Origin of the sequence: Shewanella oncorhynchi, from assembly GCF_012584455.1 — a bacterium.
In the GTDB taxonomy this organism is placed as follows: Bacteria; Pseudomonadota; Gammaproteobacteria; order Enterobacterales; family Shewanellaceae; genus Shewanella; species Shewanella oncorhynchi.
The window spans coordinates 107,386-121,343 of the sequence record NZ_JABAEB010000007.1; the positions used below are offsets into that span (position 1 = coordinate 107,386).

At 46.7% G+C, this 13,958-nt stretch carries 9 protein-coding genes; 5 read left to right on the forward strand and 4 right to left on the reverse strand.

Annotated features, from left to right (window positions below):
* Positions 1-7 precede the first annotated feature (7 nt).
* The 4 genes from yidZ to ansB all read right to left on the reverse strand — a co-directional run bounded on the left by yidZ (position 8) and on the right by ansB (position 6,765).
* Positions 8-967 carry an HTH-type transcriptional regulator YidZ gene (gene yidZ / locus HGO26_RS12850; RefSeq protein WP_168825585.1) on the reverse strand — a complete coding sequence of 320 codons (960 nt, stop codon included), beginning with the start codon at positions 965-967 and terminating at the stop codon, positions 8-10.
* Positions 942-2,132 (reverse strand): MFS transporter, encoded by a 1,191-nt coding sequence (locus HGO26_RS12855; RefSeq protein ID WP_168825586.1) that lies wholly within the window; start codon positions 2,130-2,132, stop codon positions 942-944. The genes yidZ and HGO26_RS12855 overlap by 26 nt, the downstream gene beginning before the upstream one ends.
* 254 nt (positions 2,133-2,386) lie before the next feature.
* The gene (locus HGO26_RS12860; protein ID WP_168825588.1) at positions 2,387-5,221 is read right to left on the reverse strand and encodes a M16 family metallopeptidase; all 2,835 of its coding nucleotides are present in this window, start codon (positions 5,219-5,221) and stop codon (positions 2,387-2,389) included.
* A 485-nt stretch (positions 5,222-5,706) separates the two neighbouring features.
* Positions 5,707-6,765, reverse strand: coding sequence for an L-asparaginase 2 (ansB, locus tag HGO26_RS12865; RefSeq protein ID WP_113940026.1), 1,059 nt, complete (start codon positions 6,763-6,765; stop codon positions 5,707-5,709).
* A 556-nt stretch (positions 6,766-7,321) separates the two neighbouring features.
* On the opposite strand from ansB, the gene aspA reads away from it, so the two are divergent.
* The 5 genes from aspA to HGO26_RS12890 all read left to right on the forward strand — a co-directional run bounded on the left by aspA (position 7,322) and on the right by HGO26_RS12890 (position 13,928).
* The gene (aspA, locus tag HGO26_RS12870; protein ID WP_131524382.1) at positions 7,322-8,764 is read left to right on the forward strand and encodes an aspartate ammonia-lyase; all 1,443 of its coding nucleotides are present in this window, start codon (positions 7,322-7,324) and stop codon (positions 8,762-8,764) included.
* A 114-nt stretch (positions 8,765-8,878) separates the two neighbouring features.
* Positions 8,879-10,180: an anaerobic C4-dicarboxylate transporter gene (locus tag HGO26_RS12875; protein WP_105251341.1), complete on the forward strand. Its 1,302-nt coding sequence runs from the start codon at positions 8,879-8,881 to the stop codon at positions 10,178-10,180.
* A gap of 139 nt (positions 10,181-10,319) precedes the next feature.
* The gene (locus tag HGO26_RS12880; RefSeq protein WP_168825590.1) at positions 10,320-11,045 is read left to right on the forward strand and encodes a fumarate reductase cytochrome b subunit; all 726 of its coding nucleotides are present in this window, start codon (positions 10,320-10,322) and stop codon (positions 11,043-11,045) included.
* 151 nt (positions 11,046-11,196) lie between these two features.
* Positions 11,197-13,206, forward strand: coding sequence for a fumarate reductase flavoprotein subunit (locus HGO26_RS12885; protein ID WP_168825592.1), 2,010 nt, complete (start codon positions 11,197-11,199; stop codon positions 13,204-13,206).
* Positions 13,203-13,928: a fumarate reductase iron-sulfur subunit gene (locus HGO26_RS12890; protein ID WP_105251338.1), complete on the forward strand. Its 726-nt coding sequence runs from the start codon at positions 13,203-13,205 to the stop codon at positions 13,926-13,928. The genes HGO26_RS12885 and HGO26_RS12890 overlap by 4 nt, the downstream gene beginning before the upstream one ends.
* Positions 13,929-13,958 lie beyond the last annotated feature (30 nt).

Consider the following 13,958-nt stretch of genomic DNA (forward strand, 5'->3'; position numbering starts at 1 on the left):
AACAGCCTTAATCATGCTGTTGATAAATCGCTTTTATCTTGCTTCGCAACCAAGTGATTTTGGGGTTGTGGCTGTTTCTCTTATGCCAAATCAAGGTAAAAGGGATCGCGAGTTTATCAAGATATTCGCCACTTATCGGGATAGGGCGGCTGACTAAGTCAGGGTGTAATTGGCGGGCATATTGTTCGCAATATTGTGGCGCAATTGCCATCATATTGTGGTGAGGCTCTGCCGCGACAAACAGTGACTGCTCAAAACTGGCCAAGGTCAGCACAATATTACGACTCAGACCAAGCTCGATAAGCACATCATCTAAGGCCCAGGTTTCGCTCTTTTCCCACAAGATATTGATATGCGAGTATTTTAAGAAAGTGTCTATATTCCACTCTTCCTGCAAGGCGGGATGATCGCGGCGCAAATACACCTGAGGAAGATCGGTAAATAAAACCTCAAAATCGATAAAATAGGGTAATAAATCAAGGGATTCCTTGGAACGTGGATGACTTTCTCGGCCGGTAAACCCCATATCAGCTTCACCACGCACAATCGCTTCGAGTGAATCGTAATCCCAATTTCGTACCTTCACCTTTGCATCAGGGTATTGAGTATAAATGGCCTGAGTCAGCTCATTAAGCATGATAAGCAACAAAGGCGACTCAAGCATTAACTCGAAGGTGAGCCCTTTGGTCATCTCGTCACCGCGCTTAGCCATCAATTGCTTACCCATTTGCAACCATTCGGATAACTCCTGCTCCATACCGTGAGCCAATGGCGTTAACTGAAATCCCTGCGGCGTTTTGACAAATAAGGGATCGTCAAACCAATCCCGTAATTTGGCCAGCGACTTACTCACAGTGGATGGCGTGACATTGAGCTTTTTGGCAGTCTTAGAGACACTCCGCTCCTGTAATAAAAGCTGCAAAATAAACAATAAGTTAAGATCAAGCCGACTCAGGGATTTGGTCATTAAGTAGAATTTCCGGCAATTTAGGAACCGCTAAGATCAGTGTAATGCTCACCAGCGCACCGACAGCGAGGATCACTAATAATATATTAATCGCGCTCACTTCGAGCAGACCCATCACCCAAATATATACAGCTGAAGTACACACTTGAGCAATTCCCAGTAATGAGCTGGCAACTCCAGCCCGAGTAACAAATGGACTCAGCGCCTGACTCATAGTCACCCCAAATCCAATCGCAAAACCGGAACATACCAAACCAAAACTGAGCAGATTGAATAACTGACCCAGCCAGCCCAATTGGGTCAAGATCAACACCAGTGCTGCGGCGGCAAATAATGTCTGAGAGAACAAGATTAAGGGTTTTTCTTTAAACAGGTTAAGCAAAACGGGCGTCGAAAATGAGGCCACCATACTCACAAATGCTGTCATAGCCATAGTGTTAGAATATTGTCCACGGTCAAACCCCATCTGCCCCATGATCAACATGGGAGAGACATTTACATAGCTTAAAATCGTGGTCACACCTAAAGTCGTTATCACCACACGACTGAGAAAAAACCGCTGTTTAAAGGATTCTTTATATCCACCCGACTCAACTGTGGTGTGAAGTTGCGGTTTAGGATAGGTTTCGCGTAATACAAAAATACACAGGGTTAAGACCATTAATCCCATCCCCGCCATAGTGTTAAATAGGCTAGGCCATGGGAATTTAAGCATAATTAAATGGCCTATCACAGGCGCTATCACAGGGATAATGCAAGTCACGCCATTGACCATAGAGAGCACTTTTGCTCGGCGCTTATCGTCTAATACATCACGCAAAATCGCAAAAGCCACAACATAGCAAGAACCCGCACCAATGCCTTGTGCAAAGCGTGCCATTAAAAAGAGATCACTGGTTTGCGCACTACCGGCAAAGTAAGAGGCAATAGCAAACAAAAATGCGCCAAACAAGGTAATGGGTTTACGCCCAATCCTATCGGCTAAGCTCCCCGCAAACAGCATAGTGGTCGCCATGCCCGCAAGATACACTGAAAAAGCAATATGCAGCTGCGCCTCACTCGCCCCTAAATCCTGCGCAATTTGCGGCAAACCGACCAAGTACATATCTATCCCTGTCGGGTACAAAAGCACCAGACAAAAACTGCACAATAGATATCGAAACATATACCTCACCCCGTTAACCATCTCACACATAAGTTGCGCCTAGCCTAGTTTCACTCGCGCAGATCTGTGAGTGGCATTTTCGACAACAGGTATTTCCATTGACGACCTATGGGTGGGCATAACACCACGAACGTGAAATAAAAGTTGGTAAAAGAAGATAGAGGAGGAAAGGGGTAGAAAAATATCCCCTGCGGTTTGCGACCACAGGGGATATGTCGGTGAATGATCAGTCTACTATTCTATGAGCCCAACACTCATTGCTGAGGTTCTGGCGGTGCAGGAAGGACTTGGATCATTAAACTGCTATCATCTTGCAGATATTGCTGCGCCAATTTATTAAGTTCTGCAACTGTCATCTGCTGCGCTAACGCTTGCCTTTGTTTAAAGGCAGCAAAACGACCGGGATGACTCTGGGCGGTTGAGGTGAGATCTAACCAAAAACCATTGGTTTGCGGCGCAGCTTGCATCCACTCAAGCACTGGTTGGCGGGCTCGATTAAGTAAGTCCTCACTGATCCCCGAAGGCGCTTTAACTTGCTTAACTGCGGCGGTGAAATACTCGGCAACCGTTGGCAACATGGCTTGAGTCGTGACGCTAAACAAACCTAAGTAACCATAACCGCTGGCATTGAAATCGTTGTAAGAAAAGGCCGATGGCGAATAACTCGCGCCCGCCTTCTCCCTCACGTTTTCCGTTAATAGAATGCTTAGCACTTGCTCCAGCAGACCCAATCCCGCGTGTTGACTCAAGTGAGTCATGTCCGTTGTAGGCCACACCATGGCAAGTGCCGCCATATCCAGTTGACCATAATGCGTTAATGTTTTCTGAACGGGCACTTTCGGAAACACAGGTACTATCGACGGAGCATTAGCAATAGGGCTACGCTTAATGGCGCCAAGCGTTTCAGCCACAGCAGCAATGGCACTCGCTTCGTCAAAATCGCCCACAATAGCGAGTTCAATCGCCCCTTGCTCGACGGCCGAATGGAAACTCGGCGCTAATTCTCCAAAGTGACGTTTGAGAATTTCTTCAGGCTCACCATAACCATAGCGTTTATCACCATTATGGGAGATACGGGCAAACTGATTAGAAAACTCAGATTGTGGGTTGCTATGAATACTTTGTTGCTCGGCAATCACTTGTTCTCGAAACAATTGCTCAGCCTGCTTATCCATACCCGGCTCAATTAAATAAGCCGTCATTAAGCCAAGCTGCGTACGAAGCTCTGCGGCATTAGTGCTAATCTCGCCGCCAAAACTTTGCTCACGCAGACCTAAGTTGATGGAAATATCTTGCCCAGCAAAAATATCCTGCAGACTGTCATAATCATGGGCCTTGAGCCCACCCTGCACAAACGCACTGTTAAACAGATAAGACAAACCATCCAACTCAGGGAATGGCACTTCACCAAAGCCAATGTTTAGGCTGACCAATGTGGTGCCTTTGTTAAAGTTGGTAGGCTTAAGATTAAGGCGCACGCCATTGGCAAATTGCAGTTGACGAATCCCCGTTTCCTTATCGCGACTGTCAGCCACTAACTTGCCTTGCTCACCAAACTGAGTATAAGCAAACTCATCAATCGCCTTGATTGCTGGTGCGCTCACCGCTTGTTTACGGCTTTTCTCGTAGCTGGCGATAAGCTGTTTTTCAGCATTTTCAATGGGCTTATTGCTGGTCAGATACAAATACGGCGTGGCGTTCCATGTTTGATTAAACACTTGGCTTAGCTTTTGCGGTGTCACTGTTGGCATTATTTTTTCAAAAAATGCGAGCTGCCAATCGGGTTCGACAGGGACGCGATTGCCCGCCACCGAATACACTAGACTCTCGGCAATATTCACACTGTGAATGGTACTGCTACCCGCGACACTTAGCTGATATCCCTTATGCATACGTTTGATTTGCTGGTCAATTTCCTGTTGGCTAAAACCAAACTCTTTTGCTTGACGCAGGGTTTTCTCCAAGAGTGCGATTCCCTCTTGCCAGTTATTTTCCTGCGTACCTAGGCTCATTTGTGTGCCATAGGCAATATCAAACTGCGGTCCAACCTGCAGGTTTACACCATATAAACCTTGGCTATGCAGTAATTGCGACTCCATACGGCGATACAAGATGCCGTGGGCAAGCTCGAGCAACATTTCCTGCTCCCGCACAGCAGGGCTATCGGTAATCGCTGAGATGGGTTTTAGCATGCCAAGGGAAACTGACGTTGACAGACTTGGATCAAAAAATGCCGCCGCATCGACACTTTGGCGCTCTGCGACAGTACCAATAGCTTGTTCCTTGGTTTTAGCGGCCAAAGGCGCGGCCTTCCAACTGGCAAACTGTTGTTTTATCTTTTGTTCTACCGCGGCGACCTCGATATCACCCACCACAATTAAAGTGGTGCGTGAGGGCGTATAAAAACGCTGATATAAAGACAGCAACGCCTCGCGATTGGCATTACTGATACTGTTCGCCTCACCCACAGGGAAGCGCTTTGACAACAATGTGTTTGGCATTAAAAACTGTAATTGGTTACGGTAATTCTCAAGATCCGCACCGCTACGTTCACGCAGCTCAGACAACACCACCGCTTTTTCACGTTCAATTAGCGCTGGGTCGAGTAATAGATTACTGCCAATTTCTCTCATTAAAAACAAAGCAGTATCGATTTTATCTTGGCTATTACTTGGCAAGTTGAATTGATAGACCGTCTGCTGAAACTCAGTCACTGCATTGGTATCGGCGCCAAAACTCAGGCCAAGGCGCTGCAATGTCGGCATCATCTCCCCCGCCGCCAATCCGGTCGATCCATTAAAGGCCATATGCTCAAGAAAGTGCACTAATCCTTGCTCGGTATCAGACTCAACCAAAGAGCCTACATCCACTCGCATCCGCACTATGACCGCTTGCTCCGGCGTCTTATTGCTCACCAATAAATAACGCATACCATTGGCAAGTTCACCGGTATGGATCCGCTCACTCATAGGCAAGCCTGTCGCTCCCATCCACAGCGGATCTTCACTCGCCTGCAATGGCAACGCCATACTCAAAAACGCCAGCAGTAACCACTGACGTACAAAACTAATTACCTTGAAATTGTTCATTAAAATTCGCACTTTGCCCCCAAAATCAAACAAGAAACCTAGGAAGCGCTCACCTATGTTTCAGATAAAATAAGCTTTCACTATAGTACCTAAAGCACTTTAAGTCACAAAATCAATACCTTATGCCGTACTAAAAATAGTTTATCGCCTTGATATATAGTCAGAATATGCCGAAAAATAATGAGCGAGGAAGGAAGCTGAAACAGCTGTGGATTTAATGGTTACTGTGGAATGGTATACATATATTAGCGAGATATTGAGTGTTTAATTAGCCAAGCACTTTCTTAAATCTAATTACAGAGCAATATCTTGATTGAAAATCTGAGTTGAACCCTCACAATTTTGGCTTTAAAAATCACAACAAAGTTTAGATATTTCGGCTCATGGCCTCGTGAAAAAACAACTTCACAGGTAAGCCATTAATGACAAAATGCAAAAGCCCTACGAATATTCGCAGGGCTTTTGTTTTATCACGCAGTTGAATCTTAAAACTGTTGAAACCAACGTTGGATCTGCTGTGGATCTTTGCTTTGCGTTAACGACAGCATCAGTAAAATGCGGGCTTTTTGCGGGTTAAGATTACCTGCTGCGATAAAGCCATATTTAGCATCGTCTATCTCGGCATCAAGCGTGGTTGCGCCTGTGGGCACTCGACTAGAGCGAACGACTAAGGTGCCTTTTTGACTCGCTTTAGCTAAGGTGTCAAATATTGAGTGGTAAATATTACCATTACCTACACCGGCGCTGACTATGCCATCAAAACCCGCTTCAACCATAGCTTTGACAGGTAAATCGCTGGCATTAGCGTAGTTGTAGACAATCCCTACCTGTGGCAGCTTGTCGAGTTTGCTAACATCAAAAGGCGTTTGCCTTGTATGTTGACGCTCAGTTTTGCCCATGTATTCAATCTTGCTGTTATGGATAACGCCAAGCGGGCCAAAGTTAGGCGCGGCAAAAGTGTGTACACCTGTAGTGTTAGTCTTAGTCACATCGCGGGCATTCAATACGGTATCGTTCATCACCACCAACACGCCTCGACCTTTAGATTCTAGGTTAGCGGCGGTCGCGACTGCGTTATACAAATTCATCGGGCCATCGGCACTCATGGCAGTTGATGGACGCATTGCCCCAACCAGTACTACAGGCTTATCGCTCTTGATGGTGAGATTTAAAAAATACGCCGTTTCCTCTAAGGTATCAGTACCATGGGTAATGACGATACCGTCGACATCTTTATCAGCCAATAGCAGATTGATACGCTTGGCTAAGGCTAGCCAAACTTTATCGTTCATGTCCTGCGAACCGATTTTAACCAGTTGCTCACCTTGAATATCAGCAAGTTGTTTCATTTCAGGCACGGCCGCAATCAAGCTACTAATGCCCACTTCACCAGCCTGATAGTTAGACTCAGTAGCCGATTGTCCGACTCCCGCAATAGTGCCACCCGTGGCAATAATACGTACCTGTGGAAGCGCCTGCGCCGCGGAGGAGAGAAATAACCCTAAAGTGACCGAGAGCAAAAGCTTACGCATTGGAAAATTCATGCTTACATCCTTTGATTAATAATAAACGCCCACAGTGTGCACTATTGTCTAAGCCTCACTGTGATAGCTCTCACTAAAATGAAATAACAGATTTAGCGTTATCTAATTGATTATTTAAACTTTAAGGAAAACACCATGCATTTATTATTGAGTAGATTTAACTAATCAATGATTATTCGCTATTGACGCAGTGACAATTAAATATCGTATGGTTTATTTAATTTTAAAAACACTTGAATAAATATGTCGCCGATTGGTTAACGAATAACAAATCTATAGCTAATTTGCATCAAAAAGTAATGGCTCACACTAGTGATCCGAGTTGAGAGACTTATCTAAGAAAAAAAAGAAATACACTATTTCATACAGTTAAGTGATCACCATCCTAATCCTGTTATTGCCAAAGCGTTAAGATCTACTTCGATAGTCAAGGAGACGATTCTCCTTCATGTTTTCGATGAGTTATTCTTGATGTGTTACGTATACTTATTGTACACATCCACAACTCAATACTCGGAGATATATCTTACTATTAATTGGATTTAATAGGATCGAAATGAAAGATACTAATAGCGTACGGATCGAAGAAGATTTATTGGGCACGAAAGAAGTTTCCAATGAATTTTATTATGGCATACATACATTGCGTGCCATCGAAAACTTTAAGCTGAGTAATCAAAAAATTTCCGATGTACCTGAATTAGTCCGTGGCATGATGCTAACAAAAAAAGCCGCTGCCATGGCTAACAGTGAATTAGGCGCTGTAAGTCCTGAAATCGCTGACAAAATTATTGAAGCGTGCGATCTGATACTCACAACGGGTCGATTTGTTGATCAATTTCCGGTCGATGTTTATCAAGGAGGCGCAGGCACTTCAGTCAACATGAATACCAATGAGGTATTAGCCAACGTTGCACTGGAGATCATGGGGCTAGAAAAAGGCCGTTACGATGTCATCAATCCTAATGACCATGTCAATAAATGCCAATCGACTAACGATGCCTATCCAACAGGTTTCCGTATTGCGGTCATCAACAGTACCGATATTCTGTTAGATGCATTAACCGACCTTATCAGCGCTTTCGACACTAAAGCCACAGAGTTTAAAACCATCTTAAAAATGGGCCGCACTCAATTGCAAGATGCCGTGCCTATGACCTTAGGCCAAGAGTTTCATGCCTTTGCTGTTACATTGCGAGAAGAAATTAAGTCCATCAAGCGTTGCCAAGAGTTGTTGTTAGAAGTGAACTTAGGCGCAACCGCCATTGGTACAGGGCTAAATACGCCTGTCGGTTATTCCGCATTAGCCATTAAGTATCTGGCAGACATTACTGGCCGCGCCTATGTGCCAGCGGAAGATTTAATCGAAGCGACATCCGATTGTGGTGCCTACGTTATGCTGCACAGTGCAATTAAGCGTATGGCGATTAAAATGTCCAAGATTTGTAACGACCTACGCTTACTTTCATCGGGTCCACGTACAGGTCTGAAGGAGATTAATCTTCCTGAGCTGCAAGCGGGTTCCTCCATCATGCCAGCCAAGGTTAACCCTGTGATCCCTGAGGTCGTCAATCAGGTTGCCTTTAAGATTGTCGGCAATGATATCACTATCACTATGGCCGCCGAAGCAGGCCAATTACAGCTTAACGTAATGGAACCTGTGATTGGACAGGCGATGTTTGAGTCGCTCAGTTTGATGGGCAATGCCTGTATCTCCCTGCGTGAAAAATGCGTTGAAGGTATCACAGCCAATCCAGAGATCTGCATGGCCCATGTGATGAACTCTATCGGGATCGTGACCTACCTTAACCCAATCATCGGCCACCATGAAGGTGACATCATAGGCAAGATTTGCGCCCAAACGGGTAAAAATGTCCGTGAAGTGGTACTCGAACGCGGTTTGTTAACGGTTGAAGAACTCGATGACATTCTCTCAGTTGAAAACCTGATGAATCCTAAATATCAGGCTAAACGCAATACTAGCAAAGCCAAAGTGTAACTCAGTGGGGCTGGGGAGCCTTCCCCAGCCCACAACTCGATGATTCAAGAATAAGCATGCGCAGAGTGAATATGCGCAGGCTATTGAAATTAAAAATAAAATAGAGTTAACACTATGATTATATTAGAGATAATTATCGTCCTCGGGGCTATTTACCTTGGTGCAAGGATGGGTAGCATGGGAGTCGGCTTCGCTGGCGGTGTCGGGGTACTGATACTGACCGCGGGGATGGGACTCAAACCGGGCAATATCCCGATCGACGTGATCCTCATCATTATGTCAGTTATCACCGCGATTGCGGCCATGCAAGTGTCTGGAGGGATGGATTATTTAGTCTCACTGGCAGAAAAATTATTACGTAAGCATCCAAAACAAATCACCTTTCTGGCCCCTGTCGTCACCTATTTCATGACACTTTTTGCGGGTACAGGCCACACAGCATTCTCCACCTTACCTGTTATTGCCGAAGTCGCAAAAGAGCAAGGCATTCGCCCCTCTCGTCCCTTATCTATTGCCGTTGTCGCATCTCAAGTCGCCATTACCGCCTCACCGATTTCAGCGGCTGTCGTGTTCTTCTCAGGCATCTTAGAGCCGTTTGGCGTAGATTATTTAGTACTGTTAGCCGTTTGTATTCCCTCAACTTTTCTCGCCTGCATGGTCGGCGCCGTTGTTGCCAACTTAATGGGTAAAGAACTGGCCGATGATCCTGTCTATCAAGAACGCTTAGCCAAAGGTTTAGTCAAAACACGCGGTAAAACGGAGATCAAAATTAAAGCCGGCGCGAAACGATCTGTGATGATTTTCTTGCTAGCGATTGCGGCTGTCATGGCCTATGCCACTGCGATATCAGACAAAGTCGGTTTGATTGTTGACCCTGTATTGCCACGCGACGCCGCCATTATGGTGCTGATGCTCACGGCAGCTGCCGCTATTACGATTTTCTGTAAGTTAGACGCAAGTGAAATCTCCAATGCGGCCACCTTTAAATCAGGCATGTCCGCCTGTGTTTGTGTGTTAGGTGTGGCTTGGTTAGGCGATACCTTAGTGTCGAATCATATCGAGGAAATCAAAGATCTTGCCGGCACCTTACTGCAAAGTCAGCCTTGGTTATTATCGGTAACCTTATTCTTTGCCTCCATGCTGCTCTACTCCCAAGGCGCGACAACAAAAGCGCTAATGCCCGCAGCCTTGGCGATTGGTGTAAGTCCATTGACAGCCGTAGCCTCTTTCGCCGCCGTCAGCGCGCTGTTTGTATTACCGACTTACCCCACGCTACTGGCTGCGGTCGAGATGGATGATACTGGCTCGACACGGATTGGTAAGGCGGTATTTAACCATCCGTTCCTGGTCCCTGGCGTTGTGACGATTGCCACCAGTGTGGCATTAGCCTTCCTGTTTGGCGGCATGATGCTGTAGCTCAATTTTACCCTAAGTGCTCTCAGGGCTAATGCCTACAAATGGATTAACCCTCTTCTTTTAATCTGTATCTATAGACTTTGTTTTGGCGTGATGCAGGTACATTCACGCCATAGCAAATCGAGTAAGAGGTGAATTAATGTCAGCAAAAACGCGTGTTCCTACCGCCATTAACGGCGGACCATTTGGCCAAGCTTGGTCGGCTAAAGCAGACTGCTTACAAAGTGTGACAGGGCTTATATTAGGTATTTTCCTCTTATTTCATATGCATTTCGAGGCGAGCATTTTATTTGGTAAAGAAACCTTTTTTCACATGGTGCAATTCTTAGAAGGCAGTATGTTTAGCTCGACGGGTCATGGCTTCCCCATAGTGACCCAGATCATTTCAGTCATTATGCTGGTGATTGTTGCAGTACATGCCGCCACCGCACTACGTCGTTTTCCAGTGCAATTAGGCCAATGGCGAGCGATGCGTGGCTTTATGTCGACTATCAAGCATAGAGATACCCAAGCATGGTTCTGGCAGATGATCACAGGTTTCTTGCTGTTTTTCTTAGTGTCGGCCCATCTTGCCACTATGATTTTAAACCCTGATATTGGCCCTCACCTTTCGGCCGAACGGGTTTACCACGATAACGCTTGGCTCTTATACGTGGTGTTTTTACCTATCGTATTATTCCACGGCATCGTTGGTTTATACCGAGTGATATTAAAGTGGGGTGTGAGTAGTAACCGTCCACTTATCCGCACTATAGCGCAAGTATTGATCGTCTATTTATTGTGTTTAGGCACATTAAGCCTAGTGACCTATATCAATATTGGTATCGAATTAGTTTTGCCAGTACAACCGTTTATTCCTCAGTAATGGGCATGACGCTATCGGCGCACCTAGCCTATATAGCAAGACAAACAACATACGGATCCTCCTCTGATACATAGTTGCAGCGCATCTATGCCCGAGGAGCGCAATGATAAATCCATGAAATGTTATCTAAATTATTAGATAAGGATCTGATTTGAAAATCATTTATACAGACTCATTAGTCATTGGCGCAGGATTGGCAGGCCTTAGAGTCGCGATTGCCACCAAAGAGCGAGGCCTAGATACCTTAGTGCTATCGTTAATTCCCGCAAAACGTTCACATTCGGCCGCCGCACAGGGCGGAATGCAAGCCAGCCTAGGCAATACTGTTAAAGGCATGGGTGATAACGAAGACATTCACTTTCAAGACACAGTCAAAGGTTCTGACTGGGGCTGCGATCAAGACGTCGCACGCATGTTTGCCCACGTTGCACCTAAAGCGATCCGAGAACTCACCAACTGGGGCGTGCCTTGGTCAAGGATTTCCGCCGGCCCGCGCGAAGTCATCATGAACGCGCAAAGGGTAACGCTCAATGAGGCCGAAGAAGCTCACGGCCTGATCAATGCCCGCGATTTTGGTGGCACTAAAAAATGGCGTACTTGTTACACCGCAGACGGCACTGGCCACTCTTTACTGTACGCGGTCGATAACCAAGCTATCTCCATGGGCATTCCAGTACATGAACGGATTGAAGCACTGTCGCTGATCCATGACGGTAAGCGTTGCCATGGAGTCATTGCCCGCTGTTTAGTCACAGGTGAACTGCGCGCTTATGTAGCCAAATCCACCACTATCGCCACCGGTGGTTATGGCAAGATTTATGAAATATCGACCAATGCTACTATCTGCGAAGGCATAGGCCAAGCGTTAGCACTCGACACAGGTGTCGCCACCTTAGGCAATATGGAAGCGGTGCAGTTCCACCCCACCGCCATAGTGCCCGCGGGGATCCTCACCACTGAAGGGTGTCGTGGTGATGGCGGTATTCTGCGCGATAAAGACGGTCATCGCTTTATGCCAGATTACGAGCCAGAGAAAAAAGAACTCGCTTCACGCGATGTAGTATCCCGCCGCATGACAGAGCACATGCGCAAAGGCAATGGCGTCGAAAGCCCTTATGGCCCACATCTGTGGCTGGATATTACGCAGCTGGGCCGTGAACATATCGAAACTAACCTGCGCGAAGTGAAAGAGATTTGTGATTACTTTCTCGGTATCGACCCTTGCAAAGATTGGATCCCCGTCAGGCCAACCCAGCATTACTCTATGGGCGGCGTACGCACCAATGCCACCGGCGAAAGTCCACAACTCAAGGGGCTGTTCAGCGTCGGGGAAGCGGCCTGTTGGGACATGCACGGCTTTAACCGTTTAGGCGGTAATTCAGTGGCAGAAACTGTGGTCGGCGGCATGATCATCGGCAAATATGTGGCTGATTTTTGTGAGAATAACGATTTAGAAATTGATACTGCGCTGACTCAAAAATTCATTGATAAATTGCAACAAGAAATCGATGGACTGGTCGAAGGCAACGGCACAGAAAACCCCTTCCAAATAAAGAAAGAAATGCAACGCATCATGATGAACTACGTCGGGATCTTCCGTAATGGACCCGAGTTAGATAAAGCCATTAAAGGCTTGAAAGACTTACTGCTACGGGCAAAAAATCTTGGCCTTAAATGTAAAAAACGTCACTCCAATCCTGAGTTAGTCGAAGCGCTACGCGTCACCCGTATGTTGAAAGTGGCCCTAACCGTCGCCTGTGGCGCAGAGGCTCGCACTGAAAGTCGCGGCGCCCATTCACGGGAAGACTACCCACAACGCAACGATAAAGATTGGCTCAACCGCACGCTGGCAACTTGGCCAGATGCCGAGTCACTGGAACCTGTGCTGCGTTATGAAGCGTTAGATGTGATGAAAATGGAGCTACCACCGGGATACCGAGGCTACGGCAACGATAACACTATCGCCCATCCTGATACCGAAAAACGCGTACAAGAAATCAATCAAGTGCTCGCGCGCTTAGGTGACGATCCCGATAGAAACACACTGCAGCGAGCCCTAATGCCATACGAGCTGCCAAGTCATCTGCAGGCTCCCAATGGACGCCTCAGCGATACCTTAGCGATCACTCCAGCCCAACCGGTAGGGAATAAACCACTATGAGCCGCCAAATCAGCTTTAATATCTTTCGCTACGATCCGCAAGATGGCCAAGACAAGCCAAAGATGGAACGTTATCAGTTGACTGAAACACCGGGCATGACAGTGTTTATCGCTTTAAATCAACTACGTGAGCTACAAGACCCTTCACTGCAGTTCGACTTTGTCTGCCGCGCGGGCATCTGTGGCAGTTGCGCCATGGTGATCAATGGTTTTCCCACGCTTGCCTGTCGCACGTTAACGGCAAATTATCCCAATGGTGAAATCACCCTTATGCCGCTACCTGGCTTCGAGCTGATTGGCGACTTATCGGTGAACACGGGTAAATTTATGCGTGAATTAGCCGAACGCTTAAAACTGTGGCTGCACCCTAGACCCGATGATCAGGACATTCATCGGCTCGAAAATCCAATGGCACCCGAAGAAGCCGCACGGATCTATGAGCTAGAACGCTGCGTCGAATGTGGCGTTTGCGTGTCGGCCTGCGCCACCAAACAAATGCGTGACACCTTTGTCGGCGCGGTTGGCATGATGAAAATTGCCCGCTTCGAAATGGATAGCAGAGACAGCCGCAGCGCGGATGATTTCTACCATGTGATTGGCAATCAAGATGGCGTGTTCGGCTGTATGACGCTACTCGGCTGCCAAGATAACTGCCCCAAAGATTTGCCACACATGCAGCAAATCGCTTACCTGCGCCGCAAAATGGCCGCGACCATACTCTAATCCTCCCTCTAACATCCCGCTGTTTTGGCG